Consider the following 24,179-nt stretch of genomic DNA (forward strand, 5'->3'; position numbering starts at 1 on the left):
CGTTGAAGGGGCGAAGTCTAGCGAAAAAGCTCAGCCCCCGCGCCTGCCGAACAGACTCAAAGCGCGCTCGATGCATTGTGATGTTTTAGCGAATGTTTGCACGCTGGCGTCGGACAGCGGCGCGCCGTTCTGATCGGCCACGACCAGCATCAATACCCGACCGTCGACGCCCAGTGAGCGAAGTAGCAGGTGTTCGCCGGCGAACAGTGCCTTGAGGCCGCCGGGCAGCAGAGCGGAAAACTGTGCCATGTTGGCCGGCTGCAGACGCAGCTGGGCCGGTTTTTCCAGCAGGCGACGCACGACCTGGCTCTGCTCCGGTGCAAGCGTCAACCGTGCGGCATCGCCGGGCAGGCCGACGCATTGCTGGGCGACGAGGCGGTTCTGCTTGCGATCCACCAGCAATACCAGCGAGCGTTGCATGCCGGCGCTAGTCAGGGCCTGGCTGGCGGTGGCGGTCAGCTGCAGCACGTTGCTGAACGGGCTGGGTTCGGCAAGCAGGCGGCGGCAGTGTTCGCGCCATTCGGTCAGATCGGCCGTCGGTGCAGATGTGGCCGCGGGTACTTCGCGCAACACCTGGAAGCGGCTGCCACTCGGCCACAGCAACCCTTGGGCGGGGTGCCAGAGATCGGTCGCGCCGAAATCGCGGGCGCTGATGACTGCCTGCTGGTGCACCATCTGCTGCAATTCCCCCAGCGGGACCTGCAGATACAGCCCGGCCAGGCGTTGCCAGCGCAGGCTGTGGATGCCGCTCCAGCTGTGGTGCGCCGACAGCGCCAGGCCGTTGGCCAGTACGATGGTGTTGCTCGGCAGCGTCAGCCAGCGCCGCAATTCCGGATCGGCGTCGAGCATCTGCTGCTGGTGCAGCGGGTGCTCGTTGTCGTGGGCGATGTGCAGCGCCTTGATCAGCCTGCGCCGGTCGGCGCCCAGCAGGCGGTAGCCCTGAATGATCCAGTCCGGCAGGCGCCAGTGCTCGGCGAGCGCGAGGCACAGCTCCAGCAGGGAAACGCCGAGCAGTTCGCGCTCGACGCGGCTGGCCGGCTCGCCCTTGACCAGCACTCGCTGCTCCCAGGCGTCCAGCAGATGCGGATAGGCGCCGACCAGCGCCCAGGCCGGGGCGAGAAACAGCAGGCTGCCCCAGTGGATGTCCTGCCACAGCCGTGCGAGGCGGGCGGCGAACAGTCCGTTGGCCTGCTGGCTGGCATGCCGGCTGATCAGCACCACCTGACGCAGCGGCCGCGGCATGTCCTGGGCCTCCATCGCCGGTATGCGACCCAGCAGCGCCTCGGCGCGTTGCAGGCCGATGCGGCTGAGCGCGACCTCGAGGCTTTCCGCTGGCTGGCCATCGCCGATGCCGCGATTGGCTTCCTGAATGAAGCGCAGCGCCAGCACCGGGCTGTCCTGAATCAGCTCGGCAATCTGCCGCATCGACTTGCTGGCGTCGCGCAGCGCCAGGCGCACCTTGCCATGAACGGCGGCGAAGGCGGGCAGGGGAGCGTCATCGAGTGCCTTGATCCAGGCAGGTAGCGTACGGGGCAGCGGGGGTGTGGTGGTCATGGCCGAACTAGCTTTTCATCGGGATGGCCTTTAGTCTGGCGCAAAAGTTCCGATAACCAGAACAATTCTTCCAACATTCCTTCTGCAAGGCCGTACGGCGGGGTTTTGCGGCAGTTGTTGCCGCAGTCCGAACGGCTCGTAATCAGGTTCCAGACGTACCTCCTATGGTCAAAATCATCGGCATCATCGTCGTGTTCGCCAGCGTGCTGGGCGGGTTCGTACTATCCGGCGGCAAGATCGGCGCGCTCATCCATCCCTTCGAGGTGATGATCATCGGCGGCGCGGCGCTGGGTGGCTTCCTGCAGGCCAACCCGGGCAGCACCACCATGATCGTCTTCAAGAAGTCGCTGAAGATGTTCAGCACGCGCTTCACCCACGCCTATTACCTGGAAGTGCTCAGCCTGCTCTACGCGATTCTGAACAAGAGCCGCCGTGAAGGCATGATGGCCATCGAGGCTGACCTCGAGGACCCGGCCGCGAGCCCGCTGTTCAGCAAGTACCCGGGCTTCCTGCAGGACGAGCGGATGACCGCCTTCACCTGCGACTACCTGCGCATCATGTCTTCCGGCAACATGGCGCCCCATGAGCTGGAAGGCCTGTTCGACATGGAGCTGACCAGCCTGAAGGAGGAACTCGATCATCCGGCCCACGCGGTCAGCAAGGTGGCCGACGGTCTGCCGGCGATGGGTATCGTCGCGGCGGTGCTGGGTATCGTGATCACCATGTCCATCCTCGCTGAGGCGGACAACGCGATGATCGGCTACAAGGTGGGGTCGGCGCTGGTGGGTACCTTCCTCGGTATTCTCGCCTCCTACGGCTTCTTCGGCCCGCTGGCGGCGGCGCTGGAGCACGATGCCAAGGAGGAGCTGAACGTATACGAATCCATCAAGGCGACCCTGGTGGCCTCGGCGTCCGGCATGCCGCCGAGCCTGGCCGTCGAGTTCGGCCGCAAGGTTCTCTATCCGGCGCACCGCCCGAGCTTCTCCGAGCTCGAGCAAGCCATGCGTGGCAGCTAAAGGTTCGCCATGGACAATACCCAACCGATCATCGTCAAGCGGGTCAAGAAGGTCGCTGGCGGTCATCACGGTGGCGCCTGGAAGATCGCCTTCGCCGACTTCGCCACGGCGATGATGGCGTTCTTCCTGGTGATGTGGCTGATGAGTTCGGCCACGCCGGAACAGAAGAAACTCATCTCCGGCTATTTTCAGGACCCCATCGGGTTCACCGAAAGCGCCAGCCCCCATGTCATCGATCTGGGCGGCACGCCGACGCCTTCGCCGGACCGCACCCTCAATCCCGAGCTGGAGCCGGCGCAGAGCGAGGCGCAGATCGACGCCCAGCAGGCCGAGACGTTCGCCGAGCAGATCGAGCGCGAGCGGCTGGAGTTGCTGTTGCAGGAACTGCAGAACAAGGTCGACGAGAACCCCGAGCTGCAGAAGTTCAAGGACCAGATCCTCTTCGAGATCACCCAGGACGGCCTGCGCATCCAGATCATGGATGCCGAGAACCGACCGATGTTCGCCCTCGGCAGCGCCCAGCTACAGCCTTACTTCGAGGACATCCTGCTGGCGCTGGTGGACACCATCGCCGCGGTGCCGAACAAGATCAGCATCAGCGGGCACACCGACGCCAAGCCGTTTTCCGGGCGTGGTGACTTCGGCAACTGGGAGCTGTCGGCCAGCCGCGCCAACGCGGCCCGGCGAACGCTGGTGTACGGTGGCTATCCGGAAGAGCAGATCGCGCGGGTGGTCGGCTACGCATCCTCTGCGCTGTTCGATCGCAAGGACCCGTTCAATCCGGTGAACCGTCGCATCGATATCCTTGTGCTGACCAAGAAGGCGCAGCGCTCCATCGAGGGCGAGCAGCCCGATGCGTCGCAGAAGTCCGATGCGGGCGAGGCGGCTCAGCCGCCAGCAAGCGGCGGTGGCGGTGGCGCGCCGGCGCTCAATGAGCCGTTGCAGCCGCAACAGCTGCGCGAGCGGCTGAACATCTTCGAGGATGGCGTGCTGAAGTTCAGTGAACCCGGTGCGCGCTGATCAGCCCGCTTATCAGTAGTCCGATTCCGGCAGGCTGCTGAGGATGTGCCGGTAGCTGGCCATGCGTTGCGGCTGGATGCGGCCGTCTTCCAGCGCCTTGAGCAGTGCGCAGCCCGGTTCGCGATCATGCTTGCAATCGCGGAAGCGACAGTGGCCGAGCAGCTCCTGGAATTCGATGAAGCCCGCTTCCACATCGGCGCGGCTGACGTGGCCGAGGCCGAATTCGCGAATGCCGGGTGAGTCGATCAGCTCGCCGCCACCGGGGAAGTGGAACAGTCGCGCGGTGGTGGTCGTGTGCGTACCCTTGCCGGTCATTTCCGACAGCGCGCCGACACGGGTGTCCACGCCCGGCAACAGGCTGTTGACCAGCGACGACTTGCCCACCCCGGATTGCCCGACGAACACGCTGACATGGCCGTCCAGGCGCGCCTTCAGCTCATCCATGCCGGCGCCGCCATGGGCCGAGACCTCCAGCAGCGGATAATCCAGTTGGCGGTACACGTCCAGGAGCCGGTTCAGAGCCACCTCGTTGTGTTCGTCGATCAGGTCGGCCTTGTTCAGCAGCAGCAGCGGCGCGATGCCCGCGTGCTCGGCGGCGATGAGATAGCGGTCGATCAGGTTGGCGTGCGGCTCGGGGAGCGGGGCGAAGACAATGACGATCAGGTCGACATTGGCCGCCACGGGCTTGAGCTGACCGCGCATGTCCGGCCGGCACAGCTCCGAATGCCGCGGCAGCTGCGCAACGATGACGCCGATGCCCTGGTTGCCCGGGCGCCAGACCACGCGGTCGCCGGTGACCAGTGCCGGCAGGTTGGCCCGCAAGTGGCAGCGGAACACCTGCCCGCTGTGTTCGCCCTCCAGTGCCTCGACCTCGACCTGTACGCCGAAATGCGCGATGACCAGCCCGGTCTGTTCCGGGCCCAGGTCTCCGCCCTCCAGCTCCTCGAGGGCACGGCTCTCGCGACGCGCGGCACGGGCGGCGCGCTCTTCCTGGATCTTCTCGATGCGCCAGCTTTGCCGGCGGTTGAGTTGGCGTTTGGCCATGGGTTGGGGCTGTCTCGGAGTTTTGGTCGGCGAGTCTAGCATGCCGAACCCGGCGGGCTGCGGCCTGTATGGCGCGTCGGTAGGCGGCTAGACTGGGTGACCCTGGTTAGATGATTGCCGGCCATGTCCGTCACCACGCTCACTCGTTTGCCCGTCCTGCGCGCGCTGCTGGCCCAGCTGCTGGCGCTGCCGCTCGTCTGGCTGCTGTCGCTCGGCCTGGTCTGGAGCTTTGCCGTGCGCCCGGGACTGCTCCTCGCGGCGTTCGCGCAGGGCGCCCTGGCCGCACTGATTGGGGCGCGACTCGGCCTGTCGGTCTGGTGGCTGCCGATCAACCTGCTGTTCGTGCCCGGTCTGCTGCTGTTCCGCGACCTGGACGTGCCTGCATGGGCGCCGCTGAGCGGCTTCGCGCTGCTCTTGCTGCTCAACTGGAACGCCTTCGGCGAGCGGGTGCCGCTCTACCTGACCGGCTCGCAGACCGAGCGCCGGTTGCGCGCGCGGCTGGCGGTGTTGCCGACGGATTTTCGCCTCATCGATCTGGGCAGTGGGCTGGCCGGTACCCTGGTGCGGCTGGCGCGGGCATATCCGGCTGCGCGCTTCGTCGGGGTGGAAACCGCGCCGCTGACCTTCGCCCTGTCCTGGCTGCGCTGCCTGCCGCGGCGCAACTGCCAGGTCCACCCGCTCAGCCTGTGGCGCGTCGACCTCGGCGAATACGATGTCGTCTACTGTTTCCTGTCACCGGCACCCATGGCGGCGCTGTGGGAAAAGGCGCGGGCGGAAATGCGCCCCGGTGCGATGCTGATCAGCAACAGTTTCGCAGTGCCCGGCGTGGAACCGGCCGAGGTGCTGTCGATCGACGACTGGCGCGGTTCACGTTTGCTGATCTGGTACCCGGCCGGCCCGCCACCTGACGGCACCGGCACGAGCGGCTAAACTGCGCCGCACAGCCAAGGAGCCCCTCATGCAGAACCCGCAGAACCTGATCTGGATCGACCTGGAAATGACCGGTCTGGATCCGGACAACGACGTCATCATCGAGATGGCCACCATCGTCACCGACAGCCAGCTCAACGTGCTGGCCGAGGGACCGGTCATCGCCGTGCACCAGAGCGACGAAGTCCTCGCCCGCATGGATGAGTGGAACACTCGCCAGCACGGCGGTTCGGGGCTGACCCAGCGTGTGCGCGAGAGCCGGATTTCCACGGCGGAGGCCGAGCGCCTGACCCTGGAATTCCTTGAGCAGTGGGTGCCCAAGGGCAAGTCGCCGATCTGTGGCAACAGCATCTGCCAGGACCGTCGTTTCCTCTACCGGCAGATGCCGACGCTGGAAGCCTACTTCCACTACCGTAATCTGGATGTCTCGACGCTCAAGGAACTGGCAGCACGCTGGGCGCCGCAGATCATGGAAGGTTTCAAGAAGGGCGGTACCCACCTGGCGCTGGACGACATCCGCGACTCCATCGCCGAGCTGCGTCATTACCGCGAGCATTTCATCAAGGTCTGATAGAGCCGCTTCAGCGGCAAGCCACAAGCCGCAGAAAAAACCTGATGGGCGTAGCGTCGATGCGAGAAACGACATCCACGCTACGCCGCTTGCAGCTTCCCGCCTGTTATTTCCCCAACTTGCGCAGTTCGTCCGACTCGACGATGCGCACGCCATCGCCTTCCTCCAGCGCCAGGCGCCAGAGCGCCCGCGCCAGGGTGCAGGCTTCGATCCCGTGGTACTTGCCTGGCAAGAGTTGCGACAGCGGCGCGGCGATGCGTTCGCTCAGGCGCATTTCCAGACGCGGGCCGAGCAGTTGCGACGGGCGCGCGATGGTCAGCTGCGGCCAGTCCTGCTGCTGCAGCGCCGCTTCCATCTCGCCCTTGACCTTGAGGTAGAAGATCGAGCTGTCCGGGTTGGCGCCGAGCGAGCTGATCACCAGCAGATGGCGGGCCCCCATTTCCTTGGCGCGGCGGGCGAATGCCAGCACCAGGTCATGATCGATGGCGCGGAAGGCCTCCTGGCTGCCGGCCTGCTTGAGCGTGCTGCCCAGGCAGCAGAAGGCCGTGTCGATCGTGCCGCTCAGCGTCGGCAGCAGCGCCAGCAGCTCGCCGACCGGGTTTTCCAGGCGCTGATGCGCGGCCAGCGGCTTGCGCGTGGGCGCCAGTACGCGCTCGACGGTGGGTTCGTTGAGCAGTCGATCGAGCAGATGCTCGCCAGTGAGTCCGGTGGCGCCGGCAAGCAGAATGCGCTGTGGCGTCAAATACATGGTTGTGCTCCTGTGGCGATCATTGGGCGGCGCGCCGCTGCTGCAGTTCCTGCCAGCGCTGGACGACCGGTTCAGGTGCCCATAATTGCGGTTCCGATGCCTGATAGTCGTCGGCCTGCTCGCGTTCGGCAACCTTTGCCGAAGCGAGCGTGAAGGCCTGCACGATATCGTCGGTTTCCTGCAGGGCTTCGGCGAACAGCGCGCGGCCGAAGTAGGTGAAGTCGCTCTGTTCCGAGCAGCCGAACGACACGCGGTCGGCGCGCGCGGCGGTCATGATCAGGGTCTGCTGGTTCTTCAGCGGCTCGATGAAGCCCCCGGAATAGCAGGCAGAGATCACCACCACCGTCTTGCGCCCGGCCAGCGGCGCGAGCAGTCCGGCAAGGTCGCGGGCAGGCAGATCGTTCAGGCTCAGGCGCGGCTGGCTCAGCACCAGTTCGTGTTCGGCCGAGCCGTGACTGGTGAAGTAGAGGAAGATCAGGTCTTCCTCGCCGCTGCGCTCGGCCAGGGCTCGGATGGCACGTGCCAGGCTCTCCCGGGTCGCCAGTGGGCGGTCGGCCAGGTGGTCGCGATGGTTGACCAGGCTGAGCTGGCCGTGGGCATGGAAACGTTCGGCCAGCAGCCGCTGCACGTAATCCGCCTCGCGCATGAACACGCTTTGGCGACCATCGCCGGCGAGCGTCAGCGTATAGAGCTCCGCCGCCGGCGTGGACGGCGGCAGGGCGTCGATGGCCCTGTCGAGCAGGTCGCCCTGCTCCAGCAAGGCGATTTCCAGCGGATCGGGCAGGGCACGGCCCTGTTCGTCGCGGACGCGTCGGTCGTTGCGCCAGGTGCCGCGCATTTCGCTGCCGTCGGCAGCGGTCAGCACGCCTTCACCGTCGAAGCGTCCGAGGCGAAAGCCGCCGGTATAGAAGCTGCCATCGGCGCGATCGAGGCGGCCCTGGCCGTGATAGCGCCAGCCGCGGAACTGGCCGACGTAGCGGCTGCCATCGCTGGCGATGTGGCTGCCGGTACCATTGAGCTCGCCACGGACGAAGGTGCCGCTCCAGAGGTTGCCGTCGAGATCCTCGTAGCGGCCCTGGCCATGGAACTGGTCATTCTCGAACTCGCCGCTGTAGCGCTCGCCCTGGCCGGTCACGTAGCTGCCGGCGCCGTTCAGGCTGCCGGCGCTGAAGTAGCCGCTGAGCTCGCCATCGGCGTCGCGGCGGATGCCCGGCCCATCCGGCTGGCCCTGGCTGAACTGGCCGCGATGGCTGAGGCCGTCGGCATAGTCCAGGCGGCCCATGCCGTGGTAGAGGTTGTTGCGAAGCTCGCCTTCGTAGACGGTGCCGTCCTGGCTGAAGCGACCGTGACCGTGCATGCGGCCGGCATGGAATTCACCCTGATAGACGCCGCCTTCGGCGTAGCTGAAACGGCCGAGGCCGTCGAACAGGCCGTGCTTGAACTCGCCCTCGTAGCGATCGCCGGTGGCGCCGTTCCAGGTGCCGAAGCCGTGCCATTGGCCGTCCTTGAACTCGCCGAAGTAGTAGCTGCCGTTCGGGTAGTCGATACGTCCACTGCCCTGCAGCAGGCCGTCGACGATCTCCCCGCGGTAGCGGCCGCCGTCGGGCAGCACCGCATCGGCAGGGGTGAATGGCTCGCCCTCACCGCAGGCGGTGAGCAGGCCGATCAACAGCAGGGGAACGAAGCGCAGCATGCGGGCATCCGCTCAGGCAGGAGGCCCGCAGTATGCCGCAAACCCAACGGCCTGCGACATCCGCGCAGGCGCGCTGCTCAGAGGATGCACAGGGCCAGCGTTTCGGCGATGTAGGCCGGTTTCTCCGAGCCTTCGATCTCCATCACTGCGCGGGCTTTGAGCAGCCACTGACCGGGGTTTTTCTCGTGAGCGTCGATCAGCGTCAGCCCCAGCCGTACCCGCGAGCCAACGCGCACCGGCTGAATGAAACGCAGGCTGTCCAGGCCATAGTTGACCCCCATGCGCGTGCCCTCGGGCACGACCAGCAGGTCTCCGGAGAGCATCGGCAGCAGTGAGAGCGAGAGGAAACCGTGGGCGATGGTGCCGCCGAAGGGTGTCTGGGCGGCCTTCTCGGGGTCGACATGGATGAACTGGTGGTCGCCGGTACAGTCGGCGAACCGATCCACGCGCTGCTGATCGATGGTCAGCCATTCGGAATGGCCCAGTTCCTTGCCGATGTAGTCCTTGAGTTGCGCGACGGGTACCTGTGGCATGTGTCCTCCGGATTGTTCTTGTGATCCCGCATGGATGGCTGTAGGGAGCGGCACGCGCCGAAGCGCGTCCTGGCACCGGGCTAGATCAGCACGGCGCGCAGCCCTGGCAAACCAGCATCGGCAGCGCGAATGGGCCGCCATAGCGCAGCGCGGGCGCCTGTGCACATTGCCCCTTATACTGTCGCCATTTTGCGGGAGGCTCCCATGCTGCTCAGAGGCCTGACCTGGCTGGTCGCGTTCCAGCTGCTCGGCACCGTTCTCAACGTGTTGCTGCTGCCCATGCTGCCGGGACCCATCATCGGCATGGTGCTGCTGTTCGCCGGCCTGCTGGCGCGCGGCCGCGCCAGCGAATCGCTGCAGCTGGCGGCAAGCAGCCTGCTGCGCTACCTGCCGTTGCTGCTGGTGCCGCCGGCAGTCGGCGTGATGGCTTATACCGAGGCGATTCTCGACGACTTCTGGGCCATCGTCGGTGTGCTGGTGATTTCGTTGCTGATCTCGCTGGTGTTCACCGGCTGGCTGATGCAGGCACTGATCCGGCGCAAACAGCGTCGCCAGGAGGGCGCATGATGGAATTGCACTGGCACGCGGCCTGGCAGGCGCTCATCCATCATCCGCTGTTCGGCGTCGGCATCACCCTGACGGCATTCCAGCTGGCGTTCGCCGCCTACGAGAAGACCCGCTGGGTGTTCCTGCAGCCGGTGCTGGTATCGATGCTGCTTGTGGTCGGCATTCTGCTGCTGTGCGGCATCGACTATGCGGAGTACAGCATCAGCGCCCAGTGGCTGACGCTGCTTCTCGGGCCGGCCACCGTGGCCCTGGCCGTGCCGCTGTACCTGAACCTGCGGCGCATTCGCGAGCTGTTCGGGCCTATCGTGATCACCCTGCTCGTCGCCGGTGTGTTCGCCACGGCGTTGGGCATGGCGCTGGCCTGGGCGTTCGGCGCGGACGAGATGATCCTGATGACCCTGGCGCCCAAGTCGGTGACCTCGCCGATCGCCATGCTGGTGGCCGAGCAGATCGGCGGCGTGGTGGCGCTGGCGGCGGTGTTCGTGATGATCACCGGCGTGCTCGGCGCGATTCTCGGTCCGGAACTGTTGCGCCGGTTTGGCGTTCAGCATCCTGCGGCCCGCGGCATTGCGCTGGGGCTGACCGCCCACGCCGTGGGCACCGCGCAGGCGCTGCAGGAAAGCGACGAATGCGGTGCCTTCGCGGCGCTGGCCATGAGCCTGATGGGGGTGATGACGGCGGTACTGCTGCCGCTGGCGGTTGCCCTGCTGCTGTGATGGAGTCCGCATGAAGTTGCCGTTGTTTCCGCTGGATACCGTGCTGTTCCCCGGTTGCATGCTTGATCTGCAGATATTCGAGGCGCGCTACCTCGACATGGTCAGCCAGTGCCTCAAGGCTGGTCACGGCTTCGGTGTCGTGCATATCCTCGACGGCAGCGAGGTCGGCGCGGCGCCGGCGTCCTTCGCGCGCGTCGGCTGCGAAGCGCTGATTCGCGACTGGCAGCAACTGCCCAATGGTCTGCTCGGCATCCGGGTCGAGGGTGGGCGCCGCTTCGACGTCCAGACCTTCGAGGTGCTGCGCGATCAGCTGACCGTCGCTCAGGTCGCCTGGCGCAACGAGGGCGATGCCCTGCCGCTGGCCGAGGAACACGCTGACCTGCTGGTGCTGCTCGAGGCGCTCGGTCAGCACCCCATGGTGAAGACTCTGGGGCTCGGCGGCCCGGTGCGCGATCAGGCCGCGCTGGCCAGCCAGCTGGCCTATCTGCTGCCGTTCGAGGCCCGGCAGAAGGTCGAACTGCTTGGGCTGGACGACCCGGAGCTGCAACTGGCGCAGATTCAGAACCTGCTCGAGCAGCTGCAAGAAGGGGCGTAGCGGTGGAGCCGTCGTACTACTGATAGCGATACATCTGCATCGCCGTCGGTAGCGCCCAGACGCTGAACGCACCGAGCAGGCCCAGGCAGGCCGGCAGGATCAGCCACCACACCTTGGCCGGCAGCGCCGCCATCGGTGCGCGCCATTGCACCAGGGTCAGGCTGAGTGCGCAGATGCTCGCCGCGAGCAATGCACCGGCGGTGACGTCGGTCATCCAGTGCACCCCCAGGTAAACCCGCGAAAGCGCTATCGCCGTGGCCGGCAGGCTGGCCAGCACCAGCCAGGCGAGGCGCAGGCGCGGCGGCTGGTCGCGGCCGGCGAGTACGCCCAGGGTGAGAAAAAAGGCGAACGCGGCCGAACTGTGCCCGCTGGGAAAGCTGTAGCTGCTCAGCGGCTCCATCAGCACCTCCGGCCTGACACGGGCGAAGGAGGCCTTGAGTGCGCCGTTGGCCATGGCCGTACCCAGCAGGGTAAGGATGGAAAAGATCGCGGCACGCCACTGGCGCAGGACCAGGAGCAGCACGCACAGCAATACGCCGGCCCAGAGCTGGGTCTGGAAGTCGCCCACGCGTGTGATCAGCACCATGACCCGATCGAGTGTGATGCTGCGTTCGCCCTGGATCACCGCAAGCAGCCCTTCGTCGAGCTCCTTGAGGTGCGGCCAGCCCAGAAACAGTCCGAGCAGGATCGCGATGCTCAGGCCGGTCGCCAGTGCAGTGACCCAGCGCAGCTGGCGCAGACTGCCGAAGGCCGTGGTGGCGATCAGCGTCAGCAATGCGCCGACGACCACCGCCGCCTCGCTCCAGAAACCTTCCTCCAGCGGCAGACGCATGGCCGCGCCAGCGCTCCAGCCGGGCAGCAGATAGGCCATCGACCAGCCGGCGGCGGCGCACAGGCTGACCAGCAGAAAGCGCCCGAACGGCATGTCGAGCATGCCGGCGGTCATCGGCAGCATCGGCCGCAGCGGGCCGATGAAGCGACCGACCAGCAGGCTGGCAACGCCGTAGCGCTGGAAGTAATGCTCGGCACGTAGCAGCCACTCGGGATGGTCGCGCAGGCCGCGCAGGCTGCGGATGCCCTGGTGATAACGGCGACCCAGGGCGTAGGACAGCAGGTCGCCGAGCAGCCCGCCGATGAAGCCCAGCACCAGGGTTTCGCCCAGGGTCAGCACGCCGTTGCCGGCCAGCACCGCGATGGCGAAGACCATCACCGTCCCCGGCACGATCAGCCCGACCACCGCCAGGCACTCCATGCAGGCGACGATCACGAGCGCCAGCCCCAGCCATTGGGGGTTGGCGGCCAGCCATTGGGTAAGGGTTTCGAGCCATTGGCCCATGCCGGTTTCCTTGAAGCAAGACCGCCTTTCGACCCGGGCAGAGGGCGCGGGGTTTCCTCGGCAAAGCATACTCGCCGGGACTGCCATGCGTACGCTGCCGTCGCGGCGGACGAATGCCGTGCGCCACCGCATGCCTTTCGCCCGGCGCCGCTGTGCGCGGGCGCGCAGCGTGGCTATAATCAGCCGCTTTCCCTTCAGTCAGGCCAGCTAGATCCATGACCGAGTCCGTACTCGACTACATGACCCGCCTGGGCCGCGCCGCGCGCGAGGCCTCGCGGGTGCTCGCGCGCGCCAGCACGGCGCAGAAGAACCGCGCCTTGCAGGCCGCCGCCGCGGCGCTCGATGCCGCTCGCGACGAACTGGTGCGAGCCAATGAGCTGGACCTGGCCGGCGGTCGTGCCAATGGCCTGGACGCCGCCATGCTCGATCGTCTGGCGCTGACGCCAAAGGTGATCGACGGCATGATCGAGGGCCTGCGCCAGGTCGCCACGCTGCCTGATCCGATCGGCGCGATCCGCGACATGCGTTACATGCCATCCGGCATCCAGGTCGGCAAGATGCGGGTGCCGCTGGGCGTGGTGGGCATCATCTACGAATCGCGGCCCAACGTGACCATCGACGCGGCCAGCCTGTGCCTGAAGTCGGGCAACGCGACCATCCTGCGCGGCGGCTCCGAGGCGATCCATTCCAATCAGGCGATTGCCCGCTGCATCCAGCTCGGCCTCGCCGAAGCCGGTCTGCCGGCTGCTGCCGTGCAGGTCGTGGATACCACCGACCGCGCCGCAGTCGGCGCGCTGATCAGCATGCCGGATTATGTCGACGTGATCGTGCCGCGTGGTGGCAAGGGCCTGATCGAGCGCATCAGCCGCGACGCCCGGGTTCCGGTGATCAAGCACCTGGACGGCATTTGCCACGTCTATGTCGACCTTGCGGCGGATGTGGACAAGGCCATCCGCATCGCCGACAACGCCAAGACCCAGCGCTTCGCGCCGTGCAACACCATGGAAACGCTGTTGGTGCACCAGGGCATCGCCGAGCAGGTGCTGCCGCCGCTGGCCGCCATCTACCGCGACAAGGGCGTCGAGCTGCGGGGCTGCCCGCGCACGCGCGCCCTGCTCGGCAACGAAGTGCTGGCGGCCAGCGAAGAGGACTGGTCCACCGAGTACAACGCGCCGATCCTGTCGATCCGCATGCTCGACTCGCTGGACGAGGCCATCGAACACATCAATCGTTACGGCTCGCAGCACACTGATGCGATCGTCACCGAGAACTTCACCGATGCCCGCCGCTTCCTCACCGAGGTGGATTCGGCGTCCGTGATGATCAATGCCTCGACCCGCTTCGCCGATGGGTTCGAGTACGGGCTGGGCGCGGAGATCGGCATCTCCACCGACAAGCTGCACGCCCGCGGTCCGGTCGGCCTGGAAGGGCTGACCAGCGAGAAGTACGTGGTCTTCGGCGACGGTCACGTCCGTACCTGATGAATCACGCAGGCGGCGCCCGGCGCATCGGCATACTTGGTGGCACCTTCGATCCGGTGCACATCGGTCACCTGCGCGGCGCGCTGGAAGTGGCCGAGATGTTCGGGCTCGACGAGCTGCGGCTGATTCCCAATGCGCGGCCGCCGCACCGCGATACGCCCAACTGCTCGGCGCAGGATCGCCTGGCAATGGTCCGCCTGGCGGTGCAGGATCTGCCGCCGCTGTGCGTCGATGCCCGCGAGCTGGAGCGGGACAAGCCGTCCTACACCATCGATACGCTGATGTCGCTGCGCGCCGAACTGGCGGCGGATGACCAGTTGCTGCTGGTGGTGGGCTGGGATGCCTTCTGCGGGCTGCCGACCTGGCATCGCTGGGAGGAGCTGCTCGATTACTGCCACATCCTCGTGCTGCAGCGACCGGATGCCGGTAGCGAGGCACCGCAGGAACTGCGTGATCTGCTGGCCGCGCGCAGCGTGCCGGACCCGCAGGCGCTCAGCGGCGGCAGCGGACAGATCGCCTTCGTCTGGCAGACACCCTTGGAAGTGTCCGCCACGCAGATTCGCCAATTGCTGGCCAGCGGCAAGTCGGTCCGATTCCTGGTTCCCGATGCCGTACTGGCTTATATCAACGCGCACGGACTGTACCGGGCGTCGAACTGAGGTTGTTTTCACGTTATGCAAACTGAAGCTTTGGTCCAGCTGGCGGTCGCCGCCCTGGAAGATCTGAAAGGCCAGGACATCACCACCATCGATGTCCAGGGCAAGACCAGCGTCACCGACTACATGATCATCGCCAGCGGCAGCTCCAGCCGGCACGTCAAATCGCTGGCCGAGAACGTGCTGGAAAAGGCCAAGGAGCAGGGTGTACGCCCGCTCGGCAGCGAAGGGCTGGACGGCGGCGAGTGGGCGCTGCTCGACCTGGGCGATGTGGTCGTTCACGTGATGCAGGTGCCGACTCGCCAGTTCTACGACCTCGAGCGTCTGTGGCAGGGCGCCGAGCAGAGCCGCGCGCAGCACGCCCACGACCCGGAGTAAACCGTGCGGATCAAGCTGGTCGCGGTCGGCTCGAAGATGCCGCGCTGGGTCGAGGACGGCTGGCAGGAATACGTCAAACGCCTGCCGTCCGAGCTGCCGCTGGAGCTGCACGAAATCCCGCTCAACACCCGTGGCAAGAACGCTGACGTGGCGCGGTTGATTCGCCAGGAAGGCGAGGCCATGCTGGGCAAGGTCCAGCCGGGCGAGCGTATCGTCACGCTCGAGGTGCACGGCAAACCCTGGAGCACCGAGCAGCTGGCCGCGGAACTCGAACGCTGGCGGCTCGATGCTCGCAACGTCAACCTCATGGTGGGCGGCCCGGAAGGGCTGGCACCTGAGGTCTGTGCACGCAGCGAGCAGCGCTGGTCGCTGTCGCCGCTGACCCTGCCGCACCCGCTGGTACGAATCCTGATCGGCGAACAGATCTATCGCGCCTGGACGTTGCTGTCCGGTCACCCCTATCACAAGTAGTACGCGAACGCCTTCGATATGCCGCAACCGATTCAGCTCAAGGATCATGAAAAGGACGCCGTGCTGGTGCGCCAACGCGTGATCGTGGGCCTCGTTTTCGTGCTGCTGCTGATCGGTGTGCTGGTGGCGCGCATGTACTACCTGCAGGTCGTGCAGTTCGAGCACCACTCGACGCTGTCGGAGAACAACCGCGTTCACGTGCAGCCGATCCCGCCCAACCGCGGGCTGATCTTCGACCGCCAGGGACGGGTCATCGCCGACAACCGCCCGAGCTTCAGTCTGACCGTCACCCGCGAGCGCGCTGGCGACTGGCGGGTCGTGCTCGACGCGGTGGTGGAGATTCTGGAGCTGGGCGAGGAGGAGCGCGGGCTGTTCGAGAAGCGCGTGCTGCAGGGGCGGCGGCCGTTCGAGCCGGTACCGATCATGTACGAGCTGTCCGAGGAACAGATCGCCCGTATCGCGGTGAACCAGTTCCGTCTGCCGGGCATCGAGGTGGCGGCGCAGCTGGTTCGTCATTATCCGCAGGGGCCGCATTTCGCCCATTCGGTAGGCTACGTCGGGCGGATCAACGAGCAGGAGGTCAAGCAGCTCGACCCGGTCAACTATGCCGGCACGCACCACATCGGCAAGACCGGCATCGAGAAGTTCTACGAGGACGAGCTGCACGGCCAGGTCGGCTACGAGGAAGTCGAGACCAACGCCCGCGGACGGGTCCTGCGGGTGCTCAAACGGACCGATCCGATACCCGGCAAGGACATCACCCTGTCCCTCGATCTGGATCTGCAGGAAGCCGCCGAGGAGGCGCTGGGCGGGCGCCGTGGTGCGATCGTCGCGCTGCTGCCGGACACCGGCGAGGTGGTGGCGATGGTCAGCCAGCCAAGCTTCAACCCCAACCTGTTCGTCACCGGTATCAGCTTCAAGGACTATGGCGAGCTGCGCGACTCCATCGACCGGCCGCTGTACAACCGCGTGCTGCGCGGGCTGTATCCGCCGGGCTCGACCATCAAGCCGATGATGGCGGTGGCCGGCCTCGATGCCGGGGTGATCACGCCCACCAGCCGGGTCTTCGACCCGGGCTTCTTCCAGCTACCCAACGTGCAGCACAAGTACCGCAACTGGAATCGCAGCGGCGACGGCTGGGTCGATCTCGACCTGGCCATTGCCCGTTCCAATGACACCTATTTCTACGACATGGCGCACAAGCTGGGCGTCGATCGCATGTACGACTACATGACCCGCTTCGGTCTTGGCCAGCGCGTGTCGCTGGACATGTACGAGGAAACCGCCGGGCTGATGCCGTCGCGTGACTGGAAGCGGGCGCGTTATCGCCAGCCCTGGTATCCCGGCGAGACGGTCATTCTCGGCATCGGTCAGGGTTACATGCAGGCCACGCCACTGCAGCTGGCTCAGGCCACGGCGCTGATGGCGACCCGCGGCAAGTGGATTCGCCCGCACCTGGCGCGCAGCATCGGTGGCGAGCCGCCGGTGGATCCGGAGCCGCTGCCGGATATCCAGCTGCGCGATCCGCGCTTCTGGGATTACGCGACCCACGGCATGGAGCAGGTACTGCACGGCGCCCGGGGTACGGCGCGGAAGGTCGGCGAAAGCTCGGTCTATCGCATCGCCGGCAAGAGCGGTACTGCGCAGGTCGTGGCGATCCGCCAGGGCGAGAAATACGACAGTGCCAAGCTGGCCGAGCGCCATCGCGACCATGCCCTGTTTGTTGCCTTTGCCCCGGTGCATGACCCGAAGATCGCGGTGGCGGTGATGGTGGAGAACGGCGAGTCCGGTTCCGGCGTCGCCGCACCGGTGGCCAAGCAGGTGATGGATGCCTGGCTGCTCGACGAGGAGGGCAAGCTCAAGGCCGAGTTCGCGCCGCCGCTGACTGCCGAAGGGAAGAAGCCATGAGCGGCAATTTCGACCGTACCCTGTCCCGCGAGGACGTGCTGCGCCGCCGCGCCAGCCTGTTGCAGCGCCTGCATATCGACGGGCTGCTGCTGGTGCTGCTGCTGGTGCTGGCCGCCGGCAGCCTGTTCATCCTCTATTCGGCCAGCGGCAAGAACTGGGATCTGGTCATCAAGCAGGCCACCTCCTTCGGACTTGGCCTCGGCGCCATGCTGGTGATCGCCCAGTTCGAGCCGCGGTTCATGGCGCGCTGGGTGCCGCTGGGCTATCTCGGCGTCGTGGCGTTGCTGGTCGCGGTCGAGGTGGCCGGACACACGGCGATGGGGGCGACGCGCTGGATCAACATCCCCGGCGTGATTCGTTTCCAGCCGTCGGAATTCATGAAGATCATCATGCCGATGACCATCGCCTGGTACCTGTCCTCGCGCAGCCTGCCGCCCAGCATCAAGCACACCGCGATCAGCCTGTCGCTGATCCTGGTGCCTTTCGTGCTGATCCTGAAGCAGCCCGATCTGGGTACCGCGTTGTTGATCCTGGCTTCCGGCGCTTTTGTGCTATTCATCGGCGGGTTGCGCTGGCGCTGGATCATCGGTGCGGTGACGGCGGTGGTGCCGATCGCTGTGGCAATGTGGTACTTCGTGTTGCGCGACTACCAGAAGCAGCGGGTGCTGACCTTCCTCGATCCGGAAAGCGATCCGCTGGGCACCGGCTGGAACATCATCCAGTCGAAGGCGGCGATCGGTTCGGGCGGGGTGTTCGGCAAGGGCTGGTTGGCCGGCACCCAGTCGCACCTGGATTTTTTGCCGGAAAGCCATACTGACTTTATCATCGCCGTGCTCGCCGAAGAGTTCGGTCTGGTCGGAGTCTGCCTGCTCCTGCTGGTGTATATCCTGCTGATCACCCGCGGCCTGGTGATCACGGTGCAGGCCCAGACGCTGTTCGGAAAACTGCTGGCCGGTGCGTTGACGATGACCTTCTTTGTTTACGTTTTCGTCAATATCGGTATGGTCAGTGGGCTGTTGCCGGTGGTGGGGGTGCCTTTGCCCTTCATCAGTTACGGTGGAACTTCATTGGTGACCCTGCTGTCAGGGTTCGGGGTTTTGATGTCGATCCACACCCATCGCAAGTGGATCGCACAGGTTTGACGAGAGTGACTTTGTTGACTTCATTACGGCGGGGCTGGGTGGCACGGATGCTGGGTAGCGTAGGCTTGGCCGGCGCTGTGCTGGGGAGCGTGCCGCTGCAGGCCGCGGATTACACCGGCGCCAACGTGGACGAGTTCATCGCGGAGATGACCCGCGACTACGGTTTCGCCAGCGAACAGCTGCGTGATCTGTTCAAGCAGGCCGAGCGGAAGCAGGCCATTCTCGACGCCATTTCGCGGCCGGCCGAACGGGTCAAGCCGTGGAAGGAATATCGGCCGATCTTCCTCACCGACTCGCGCGTCGCCCAGGGTGTCGACTTCTGGCGCGAGAACGAGGCGGCGCTGTCCCGTGCCGAAGCCGAGTACGGCGTGCCGGCCGAAATCATCGTGGCGATCATCGGCGTGGAAACCTTCTATGGTCGCAACACCGGCAGCCATCGCGTGATCGATGCGTTGTCGACCCTGGGCTTCGACTACCCGCCGCGTCAGCCCTTCTTCCGCCAGCAGCTCAAGGAATTCCTGCTGCTGACCCGCGAGGAGCAGGTCGACCCGCTGACTCTCAAGGGTTCCTACGCCGGGGCCATGGGCCTGCCGCAGTTCATGCCGAGCAGCTTCCGCGCCTATGCCGTGGACTTCGATGGTGACGGCCACATCGACATCTGGAACAACCCCACCGACGCCATCGGCAGCGCCGCGAGCTATTTCAAGCAGCATGGCTGGGCCGCCGGTGAACCTGTAGTGGCACGGGCGAAGGTCTCTGGCGAGCGCTTCGAGGAAGGCCTGACCGTCGGCCTCGAGTCGCAGAAGAACGCCGGAGAAATGCGCGCCCTTGGCTGGCAGTTCGACAAGTCGGTGGCAGACCAGACCGCCGTGACCGCTTTCCGCCTGGAAGGCGCCGAGGGCGACGAATACTGGCTGGGCCTGCCCAACTTCTATGTGATCACCCGCTATAACCGCAGCGTGATGTACGCCATGGCCGTACATCAGCTGTCCCAGCTGCTGGCTGACGCGCGAGGCGAACAATGAGCCCTCTCTGGACAAGACTGGTCGCCTTGGGCGTGACGGGAGCCCTGCTGGCAAGCTGCTCCTCGACCCCGGCGCCGAGCTCCACGCCGAGCAAGAGCACCACCAGTAGCGGCCCTGGCGATTACGCACGGCCGCACAAGGATGGCGCGCCCTGGTGGGACGTGGACGTCTCGCAGATCCCGGACGCCGTGCCGATGCCGCATTACGGACCGTACAAGGCCAACCCCTATACGGTGCTGGGCAAGACCTACTTCCCCATCAGCGATGGCCATCGTTACTCGGCCACCGGGACGGCTTCCTGGTATGGCACCAAGTTCCACGGGCAGCCCACTGCCAATGGCGAGAAGTACGACCTCTACGGCATGAGCGCGGCGCACAAGACCCTGCCGCTGCCCACCTACGTCAAGGTCACCAACCTGGATAACGGACGCACCGTGACGTTGCGCGTCAACGACCGCGGCCCGTTCTATTCCGACCGGATCATCGACCTGTCCTTCGCCGCGGCGAAGAAACTGGGGTTCGCCGAGACCGGCACGGCGCGGGTCAAGGTTGAGGGCATCGATCCGCAACAGTGGTGGGCGGCACAGGGGCGCCCCGTTCCGGCGATGATGGCGCAGCCGCAGATGGCGGCGAGCAAGCCGGCCACCAGCATCGCCCAGCCGATCGAACAGTACACCCCGCCGCCGCAGCAGCACGCTGCGGCGACGGTGCCGCTGGAAATCGACGCAAAAAAAAACGCTTCGCCCGCAGCCTCTGGCCTGTTTCTCCAGGTTGGCGCCTTCGCCAATCCGGATGCGGCACAGCTGCTCAAGGACAAGCTGAGCGGCGTGGTGTCTGCACCGGTGTTCATCAGCTCGGTGGTACACAACCAGCAGACCCTGCACCGGGTGCGGCTGGGGCCCATCGACACGCCGGATGAGGCCGTGCAGCTCGAGCAGAGCGTTCGCCTGGCCAACCTCGGGCAGCCGCGGCGGGTCGCGGCCGACTGAGCCTTTGCAATCCCTGCCTTGTTTTACCTGACTAACTTGAGATTCGGATGAACATCACCAGCCTCGTGCAACGCTTCATTGTCCTGACTCTGCTGACGGTCGCTCCGACCGTCTGGGCGGCCCAGATCCTGCCGTCGGCTCCGCAGCTGGCGGCCAAGTCCTACATGCTGATGGACGCCGCCAGCGGCGAGGTGCTGGTCGAGCACAACGGCGACGAACGCCTGCCACCGGCCAGCCTGACCAAGCTGATGACCGCCTATATCGCCACCCTGGAGATCCAGAAAGGGCAGATCAGCGACAACGACATGGTCACCGTCAGCGAGAAGGCCTGGCGTACCGGCGGCTCGCGCATGTTCATCCAGGTCAACACCCAGGTTTCGGTGGATGACCTGCTGCACGGCATCATCATCCAGTCGGGCAACGACGCCAGTGTCGCGATGGCCGAGCACATCGCCGGCAGCGAAGAAGCCTTCGCCGACATGATGAACAGCACCGCGCAGCGCCTGGGGATGAGCAACACCCACTTCGTCAACGCCACCGGCCTGCCGCATCCGGAGCACTACTCCTCGGCCAATGACATGGCCAAGCTGGCGCGGGCGATCATCTACGAAGACCCTGCGCACTACGCGATCTATGCGCAGAAGGAATTCTTCTGGAACAACATCAAGCAGCCCAACCGCAACCTGCTGCTGTGGCGCGACAAGACCGTCGACGGCCTGAAGACCGGCCACACCGAAGAGGCCGGCTACTGCCTGGTGGCGTCCGCCGTGCGTGACAACATGCGCCTGATCTCCGTAGTGTTCGGTACCGACAGCGAGCAGGCCCGTGCCGCGGAGACCCAGAAGCTGCTGACCTACGGCTTCCGCTTCTTTGAGACCCGCACCTTCTACCAGAAAGGCACCGAGCTGGCCGAAGCCCAGGTCTGGAAGGGGCAGCAGAGCAAGCTCAAGGCCGGTCTGGCTCAGGACCTGACCATGACTCTGCCACGCGGCCAGGTAGAGAAGCTGCAGGCTGTCATGAGCTTCAACGGCACGCTGACCGCGCCGATCCAGCAGGGCGACGTGGTCGGCAAGGTCGAGGTCAAGCTGGACGACAAGGTCGTGCGCAGCACCGATCTGGTGGCGCTGGAAACCGTCGAAGAGGGTGGGCTGTTCCGCCGTTTTTGGGATAGCATTCGCCTGTTCTTCTACAGCCTGTTCAACTGACCACGCTCGAGTGCGCTTCGGCTGACCCCGCCGCGGCGCACGTGCGGATCACGAGTCCGTTACGCCATGACCGATAGCCAAGACGATATCGCTGCACCCAAGATCGACTTCCCCTGCGAGCGCTACCCGATCAAGGTGATCGGCGAGGCCGGCGAGGGGTTCCGCGAGGTGGTGATCGAAGTCATTCAGCGCCACGCGCCGGACTTCGACGAGACCACCGTGGTCACCCGTGACAGCCGCAACGGACGCTTCCTTTCGCTGCAGGTGCTGATCACCGCCACCGGTGTCGAGCAGCTGCAGGCCATCCATGTCGACCTGCGGGCCACCGGTCGTGTCCACATGGTGCTGTGATGACCCACGACGTGGGTGTGCGTGAGCTAGGGCTGATCGAGTATCGGGCTGCCTGGCAGGCCATGCAGCATTTCACCAATACGCGCGATGCCGACAGTGGCGACGAGATCTGGCTGCTGCAGCATCCGCCCGTATTCACGCAAGGCCAGGCCGGCAAGGCCGAGCACCTGCTGTTTCCGGGCGAGATTCCGGTGGTGCAGGTGGACCGCGGCGGTCAGGTCACCTATCACGGGCCGGGTCAGCTGGTCGGCTACCTGTTGCTGGACGTGCGTCGGCTCGGCATCGGCGTGCGTGAGCTGGTCAGCCGCATCGAGCGGAGTCTGATCGATCTGCTGACCGGGTACGACGTCGAGGCGGTGGCCAAGCCCGATGCACCGGGCGTTTATGTCGGCGGCGCGAAGATCGCTTCCCTGGGCCTGCGCATTCGCAACGGCCGGTCCTTCCACGGCCTGGCGCTGAACGTGGACATGGATCTCGAACCTTTCCGGCGCATCAACCCCTGCGGTTATGCAGGGTTGCCCATGACCCAGTTGCGTGACCTGATCGGGCCGATCGACATCTCTGAAGTGGCTGATCGGCTGCGTGATCATCTGGTCCGGCAGCTCGGATACGCGCAACAGAAGACCCTCGCGGGCGGAATCGAAGCTTATGAGTAGTGTAGAAACGGCAGGCAAGCGCCCGGCCAAGGTTGAGGCTGGCGTCAAACTGCGCGGTGCCGAGAAGGTCGCGCGGATTCCGGTGAAGATCATCCCCACCGATGAATTGCCGAAGAAGCCGGACTGGATTCGCGTGCGCATCCCGGTATCGCCGGAGGTGGACCAGATCAAGCAGACCCTGCGCAAGCACAAGCTGCACAGCGTCTGCGAGGAGGCCTCCTGCCCGAACCTGGGCGAGTGCTTCTCCAGCGGCACCGCCACCTTCATGATCATGGGCGACATCTGCACGCGCCGCTGCCCGTTCTGCGACGTCGGCCACGGCCGGCCGAACGCGCTGGACCCGGATGAGCCGAAGAACCTCGCCCAGGCTATCGCCGACATGCGCCTGAAGTACGTGGTCATCACGTCGGTGGACCGGGATGACCTGCGCGACGGCGGCGCCCAGCATTTCGCTGACTGCCTGCGTGAGATTCGCAAGCTGTCGCCGTCCATTCAGCTGGAGACCCTGGTGCCGGATTATCGCGGACGCATGGAGATCGCCCTGGAGATCACCGCCACTGAGCCGCCGGATGTGTTCAACCACAACCTGGAAACCGTGCCGCGGTTGTACAAGTCCTCGCGCCCGGGGTCGGACTTCGAGTGGTCGTTGGATCTGCTGGAGAAGTTCAAGCAGCGCGTGCCGGGCGTGCCAACCAAGTCGGGGCTGATGCTCGGCCTTGGCGAGACCGACGAGGAAGTCATCGAGGTCATGCAGCGCATGCGCGAGCACGACATCGACATGCTGACCCTCGGCCAGTATCTGCAGCCGTCGCGCAACCATCTGCCGGTGCAGCGTTTCGTGCACCCGGACACCTTCGCCTGGTTCGCCGAGGAAGGCATGAAGATGGGCTTCAAGAACGTCGCCTCGGGCCCGCTGGTGCGCTCCTCGTACCACGCCGACCAGCAGGCTCACGGCGCCAAGCACGACTGATCGGACCGGCGGTCCGGTCGTTCCAAGGAAAGCCGCGCAGGCGTCGAATCGCCTCCGCGGCTTTTTTGTTGCCCGCGTGGCGGAATCCGTTCGGTTTGCCAGCGAAGCGTTGGCAAGAAAATTGCGGCATTACGCCGCATTAGACTTTGGTCTATAGTGGCGCTCGTTTACACCATGAGGCCAACCGAGGGCCACTGCAGATGAACGAACCCCAGTTGAAGGACTTGCTTGACGATCTGGATGCCGCAAAGGTCGAGTGCGACGCGATGAGCCGCCTGGTCGTGACGCGTCTGGCCAAACAGCGTATTCCGTACCGTGCGATGTTGGGGCAGGTCGAGCTGGACGGTAAGGTGGTTGCGCCACACTTCTGGGTCGAAGCCGATGGCTGCGTCATCGACTACCGTGCTCGCCAGCGGCTGGGCGGCGACCAGCGGGTTCCCCATGGCGTCGTACCGCGCGAAGCGGTCAAGGCCCATTACCAGGGGCAGCAGGTGGTGATCGATCCGCTTCCCGATTACCTCTATGAAGTCGCGATCAAGCACTGAGGCCGTCTGGCACTCACGTAGAGGCTAAACGCAAAAAAAAGCCCCGGCATAACCTGTCGGGGCTTTTTCGTTGGCTAAG

The 24,179-nt window shown here is 65.6% G+C and carries 26 protein-coding genes; 20 read left to right on the plus strand and 6 right to left on the minus strand.

Annotated elements, in window-relative coordinates; genetic code table 11:
• Positions 1 to 30 precede the first annotated feature (30 nt).
• Positions 31 to 1,554 (minus strand): HDOD domain-containing protein, encoded by a 1,524-nt coding sequence (locus ACVRRC_RS05595; protein WP_472996727.1) that lies wholly within the window; start codon positions 1,552 to 1,554, stop codon positions 31 to 33.
• 164 nt (positions 1,555 to 1,718) lie between these two features.
• On the opposite strand from ACVRRC_RS05595, the gene motA reads away from it, so the two are divergent.
• Complete coding sequence (gene motA / locus ACVRRC_RS05600; RefSeq protein WP_011914805.1) at positions 1,719 to 2,570, plus strand: flagellar motor stator protein MotA; 852 nt, start codon at positions 1,719 to 1,721, stop codon at positions 2,568 to 2,570.
• Between the two features lie 9 nt (positions 2,571 to 2,579).
• Positions 2,580 to 3,590, plus strand: coding sequence for a flagellar motor protein MotB (gene motB, locus ACVRRC_RS05605; protein WP_017246541.1), 1,011 nt, complete (start codon positions 2,580 to 2,582; stop codon positions 3,588 to 3,590).
• 12 nt (positions 3,591 to 3,602) lie between these two features.
• Here the strand turns inward: motB and rsgA are convergent, their stop codons facing one another.
• The gene (gene rsgA / locus ACVRRC_RS05610; protein ID WP_013984184.1) at positions 3,603 to 4,634 is read right to left on the minus strand and encodes a small ribosomal subunit biogenesis GTPase RsgA; all 1,032 of its coding nucleotides are present in this window, start codon (positions 4,632 to 4,634) and stop codon (positions 3,603 to 3,605) included.
• A 123-nt stretch (positions 4,635 to 4,757) separates the two neighbouring features.
• Between rsgA and ACVRRC_RS05615 the strand changes: the two genes are divergently transcribed.
• Both ACVRRC_RS05615 and orn read left to right on the plus strand, forming a co-directional pair.
• Entirely contained in the window at positions 4,758 to 5,564 is an 807-nt protein-coding gene (locus ACVRRC_RS05615) for a class I SAM-dependent methyltransferase (RefSeq protein ID WP_013984183.1), read from the plus strand.
• Positions 5,565 to 5,592: 28 nt separating this feature from the next.
• Positions 5,593 to 6,135, plus strand: a complete 543-nt coding sequence (gene orn, locus ACVRRC_RS05620) for an oligoribonuclease (protein WP_011914801.1) — start codon at positions 5,593 to 5,595, stop codon at positions 6,133 to 6,135.
• A 106-nt stretch (positions 6,136 to 6,241) separates the two neighbouring features.
• Here orn and ACVRRC_RS05625 read toward each other — a convergent pair whose 3' ends face one another.
• The 3 genes from ACVRRC_RS05625 to ACVRRC_RS05635 all read right to left on the minus strand — a co-directional run bounded on the left by ACVRRC_RS05625 (position 6,242) and on the right by ACVRRC_RS05635 (position 9,109).
• Complete coding sequence (locus ACVRRC_RS05625) at positions 6,242 to 6,883, minus strand: oxidoreductase (protein WP_011914800.1); 642 nt, start codon at positions 6,881 to 6,883, stop codon at positions 6,242 to 6,244.
• Positions 6,884 to 6,902: 19 nt separating this feature from the next.
• Entirely contained in the window at positions 6,903 to 8,576 is a 1,674-nt protein-coding gene (locus tag ACVRRC_RS05630) for a C13 family peptidase (RefSeq protein WP_472996728.1), read from the minus strand.
• A 77-nt stretch (positions 8,577 to 8,653) separates the two neighbouring features.
• A complete protein-coding gene (locus ACVRRC_RS05635; RefSeq protein WP_013984180.1) occupies positions 8,654 to 9,109 on the minus strand; it encodes a MaoC family dehydratase in 456 nt (151 codons plus the stop codon).
• Between the two features lie 204 nt (positions 9,110 to 9,313).
• Between ACVRRC_RS05635 and ACVRRC_RS05640 the strand changes: the two genes are divergently transcribed.
• The 3 genes from ACVRRC_RS05640 to ACVRRC_RS05650 are packed head-to-tail and all read left to right on the plus strand — an operon-like array spanning position 9,314 to position 10,987.
• Positions 9,314 to 9,676: a CidA/LrgA family protein gene (locus tag ACVRRC_RS05640; protein ID WP_011914797.1), complete on the plus strand. Its 363-nt coding sequence runs from the start codon at positions 9,314 to 9,316 to the stop codon at positions 9,674 to 9,676.
• A gap of 5 nt (positions 9,677 to 9,681) precedes the next feature.
• Positions 9,682 to 10,392 carry an LrgB family protein gene (locus tag ACVRRC_RS05645; RefSeq protein ID WP_472996763.1) on the plus strand — a complete coding sequence of 237 codons (711 nt, stop codon included), beginning with the start codon at positions 9,682 to 9,684 and terminating at the stop codon, positions 10,390 to 10,392.
• A gap of 10 nt (positions 10,393 to 10,402) precedes the next feature.
• The gene (locus ACVRRC_RS05650; protein ID WP_011914795.1) at positions 10,403 to 10,987 is read left to right on the plus strand and encodes an LON peptidase substrate-binding domain-containing protein; all 585 of its coding nucleotides are present in this window, start codon (positions 10,403 to 10,405) and stop codon (positions 10,985 to 10,987) included.
• Positions 10,988 to 11,003: 16 nt separating this feature from the next.
• Here the strand turns inward: ACVRRC_RS05650 and ACVRRC_RS05655 are convergent, their stop codons facing one another.
• On the minus strand, positions 11,004 to 12,323 hold the full coding sequence (locus tag ACVRRC_RS05655) for a bifunctional DedA family/phosphatase PAP2 family protein (RefSeq protein WP_013984177.1): 1,320 nt from the start codon (positions 12,321 to 12,323) through the stop codon (positions 11,004 to 11,006).
• A 215-nt stretch (positions 12,324 to 12,538) separates the two neighbouring features.
• Here ACVRRC_RS05655 and ACVRRC_RS05660 point away from each other — a divergent pair, with 215 nt between their 5' ends.
• The 13 genes from ACVRRC_RS05660 to ACVRRC_RS05720 all read left to right on the plus strand — a co-directional run bounded on the left by ACVRRC_RS05660 (position 12,539) and on the right by ACVRRC_RS05720 (position 24,100).
• Positions 12,539 to 13,804, plus strand: a complete 1,266-nt coding sequence (locus ACVRRC_RS05660) for a glutamate-5-semialdehyde dehydrogenase (RefSeq protein WP_011914793.1) — start codon at positions 12,539 to 12,541, stop codon at positions 13,802 to 13,804.
• Positions 13,804 to 14,463, plus strand: coding sequence for a nicotinate-nucleotide adenylyltransferase (gene nadD / locus ACVRRC_RS05665; protein WP_013984174.1), 660 nt, complete (start codon positions 13,804 to 13,806; stop codon positions 14,461 to 14,463). Before ACVRRC_RS05660 ends, nadD begins: the two co-directional genes overlap by 1 nt.
• A gap of 15 nt (positions 14,464 to 14,478) precedes the next feature.
• A complete protein-coding gene (gene rsfS / locus ACVRRC_RS05670; protein ID WP_011914791.1) occupies positions 14,479 to 14,838 on the plus strand; it encodes a ribosome silencing factor in 360 nt (119 codons plus the stop codon).
• 3 nt (positions 14,839 to 14,841) lie between these two features.
• A complete protein-coding gene (gene rlmH / locus ACVRRC_RS05675) occupies positions 14,842 to 15,309 on the plus strand; it encodes a 23S rRNA (pseudouridine(1915)-N(3))-methyltransferase RlmH (RefSeq protein ID WP_011914790.1) in 468 nt (155 codons plus the stop codon).
• A gap of 18 nt (positions 15,310 to 15,327) precedes the next feature.
• Positions 15,328 to 17,217, plus strand: a complete 1,890-nt coding sequence (gene mrdA / locus ACVRRC_RS05680; RefSeq protein ID WP_011914789.1) for a penicillin-binding protein 2 — start codon at positions 15,328 to 15,330, stop codon at positions 17,215 to 17,217.
• Positions 17,214 to 18,359 (plus strand): rod shape-determining protein RodA, encoded by a 1,146-nt coding sequence (gene rodA / locus ACVRRC_RS05685; protein WP_011914788.1) that lies wholly within the window; start codon positions 17,214 to 17,216, stop codon positions 18,357 to 18,359. Before mrdA ends, rodA begins: the two co-directional genes overlap by 4 nt.
• A 47-nt stretch (positions 18,360 to 18,406) precedes the next feature.
• Positions 18,407 to 19,384, plus strand: coding sequence for a lytic murein transglycosylase B (gene mltB, locus ACVRRC_RS05690; protein ID WP_011914787.1), 978 nt, complete (start codon positions 18,407 to 18,409; stop codon positions 19,382 to 19,384).
• Positions 19,381 to 20,373, plus strand: a complete 993-nt coding sequence (locus ACVRRC_RS05695) for a septal ring lytic transglycosylase RlpA family protein (RefSeq protein WP_048330017.1) — start codon at positions 19,381 to 19,383, stop codon at positions 20,371 to 20,373. Before mltB ends, ACVRRC_RS05695 begins: the two co-directional genes overlap by 4 nt.
• A gap of 47 nt (positions 20,374 to 20,420) precedes the next feature.
• Positions 20,421 to 21,578, plus strand: a complete 1,158-nt coding sequence (locus ACVRRC_RS05700) for a D-alanyl-D-alanine carboxypeptidase family protein (protein WP_045633638.1) — start codon at positions 20,421 to 20,423, stop codon at positions 21,576 to 21,578.
• 66 nt (positions 21,579 to 21,644) lie between these two features.
• A complete protein-coding gene (locus ACVRRC_RS05705; protein ID WP_014597830.1) occupies positions 21,645 to 21,929 on the plus strand; it encodes a DUF493 domain-containing protein in 285 nt (94 codons plus the stop codon).
• A complete protein-coding gene (gene lipB, locus ACVRRC_RS05710) occupies positions 21,929 to 22,585 on the plus strand; it encodes a lipoyl(octanoyl) transferase LipB (protein ID WP_084899935.1) in 657 nt (218 codons plus the stop codon). Before ACVRRC_RS05705 ends, lipB begins: the two co-directional genes overlap by 1 nt.
• Complete coding sequence (gene lipA / locus ACVRRC_RS05715; protein WP_020305844.1) at positions 22,578 to 23,555, plus strand: lipoyl synthase; 978 nt, start codon at positions 22,578 to 22,580, stop codon at positions 23,553 to 23,555. Before lipB ends, lipA begins: the two co-directional genes overlap by 8 nt.
• 200 nt (positions 23,556 to 23,755) lie before the next feature.
• Complete coding sequence (locus tag ACVRRC_RS05720) at positions 23,756 to 24,100, plus strand: hypothetical protein (protein WP_013984169.1); 345 nt, start codon at positions 23,756 to 23,758, stop codon at positions 24,098 to 24,100.
• Positions 24,101 to 24,179 lie beyond the last annotated feature (79 nt).

The organism is Stutzerimonas sp. LR2 (assembly GCF_055755175.1).

Bases quoted from the DNA above. Each gene is read 5' to 3' on its own strand.
- ACVRRC_RS05595 (WP_472996727.1), bottom strand. From the start codon at position 1,554: ATGACCACCACACCCCCGCTGCCCCGTACGCTACCTGCCTGGATCAAG.
- ACVRRC_RS05660 (WP_011914793.1), top strand. From the start codon at position 12,539: ATGACCGAGTCCGTACTCGACTACATGACCCGCCTGGGCCGCGCCGCG.
- orn (WP_011914801.1), top strand. From the start codon at position 5,593: ATGCAGAACCCGCAGAACCTGATCTGGATCGACCTGGAAATGACCGGT.
- ACVRRC_RS05630 (WP_472996728.1), bottom strand. From the start codon at position 8,576: ATGCTGCGCTTCGTTCCCCTGCTGTTGATCGGCCTGCTCACCGCCTGC.
- ACVRRC_RS05705 (WP_014597830.1), top strand. From the start codon at position 21,645: ATGACCGATAGCCAAGACGATATCGCTGCACCCAAGATCGACTTCCCC.
- ACVRRC_RS05615 (WP_013984183.1), top strand. From the start codon at position 4,758: ATGTCCGTCACCACGCTCACTCGTTTGCCCGTCCTGCGCGCGCTGCTG.
- ACVRRC_RS05650 (WP_011914795.1), top strand. From the start codon at position 10,403: ATGAAGTTGCCGTTGTTTCCGCTGGATACCGTGCTGTTCCCCGGTTGC.
- lipA (WP_020305844.1), top strand. From the start codon at position 22,578: ATGAGTAGTGTAGAAACGGCAGGCAAGCGCCCGGCCAAGGTTGAGGCT.
- ACVRRC_RS05635 (WP_013984180.1), bottom strand. From the start codon at position 9,109: ATGCCACAGGTACCCGTCGCGCAACTCAAGGACTACATCGGCAAGGAA.
- rsfS (WP_011914791.1), top strand. From the start codon at position 14,479: ATGCAAACTGAAGCTTTGGTCCAGCTGGCGGTCGCCGCCCTGGAAGAT.
- ACVRRC_RS05700 (WP_045633638.1), top strand. From the start codon at position 20,421: ATGAACATCACCAGCCTCGTGCAACGCTTCATTGTCCTGACTCTGCTG.
- motA (WP_011914805.1), top strand. From the start codon at position 1,719: ATGGTCAAAATCATCGGCATCATCGTCGTGTTCGCCAGCGTGCTGGGC.
- mltB (WP_011914787.1), top strand. From the start codon at position 18,407: ATGCTGGGTAGCGTAGGCTTGGCCGGCGCTGTGCTGGGGAGCGTGCCG.
- ACVRRC_RS05640 (WP_011914797.1), top strand. From the start codon at position 9,314: ATGCTGCTCAGAGGCCTGACCTGGCTGGTCGCGTTCCAGCTGCTCGGC.
- lipB (WP_084899935.1), top strand. From the start codon at position 21,929: ATGACCCACGACGTGGGTGTGCGTGAGCTAGGGCTGATCGAGTATCGG.
- motB (WP_017246541.1), top strand. From the start codon at position 2,580: ATGGACAATACCCAACCGATCATCGTCAAGCGGGTCAAGAAGGTCGCT.
- ACVRRC_RS05695 (WP_048330017.1), top strand. From the start codon at position 19,381: ATGAGCCCTCTCTGGACAAGACTGGTCGCCTTGGGCGTGACGGGAGCC.
- ACVRRC_RS05655 (WP_013984177.1), bottom strand. From the start codon at position 12,323: ATGGGCCAATGGCTCGAAACCCTTACCCAATGGCTGGCCGCCAACCCC.
- nadD (WP_013984174.1), top strand. From the start codon at position 13,804: ATGAATCACGCAGGCGGCGCCCGGCGCATCGGCATACTTGGTGGCACC.
- ACVRRC_RS05625 (WP_011914800.1), bottom strand. From the start codon at position 6,883: ATGTATTTGACGCCACAGCGCATTCTGCTTGCCGGCGCCACCGGACTC.
- ACVRRC_RS05720 (WP_013984169.1), top strand. From the start codon at position 23,756: ATGAACGAACCCCAGTTGAAGGACTTGCTTGACGATCTGGATGCCGCA.
- rodA (WP_011914788.1), top strand. From the start codon at position 17,214: ATGAGCGGCAATTTCGACCGTACCCTGTCCCGCGAGGACGTGCTGCGC.
- rsgA (WP_013984184.1), bottom strand. From the start codon at position 4,634: ATGGCCAAACGCCAACTCAACCGCCGGCAAAGCTGGCGCATCGAGAAG.
- mrdA (WP_011914789.1), top strand. From the start codon at position 15,328: ATGCCGCAACCGATTCAGCTCAAGGATCATGAAAAGGACGCCGTGCTG.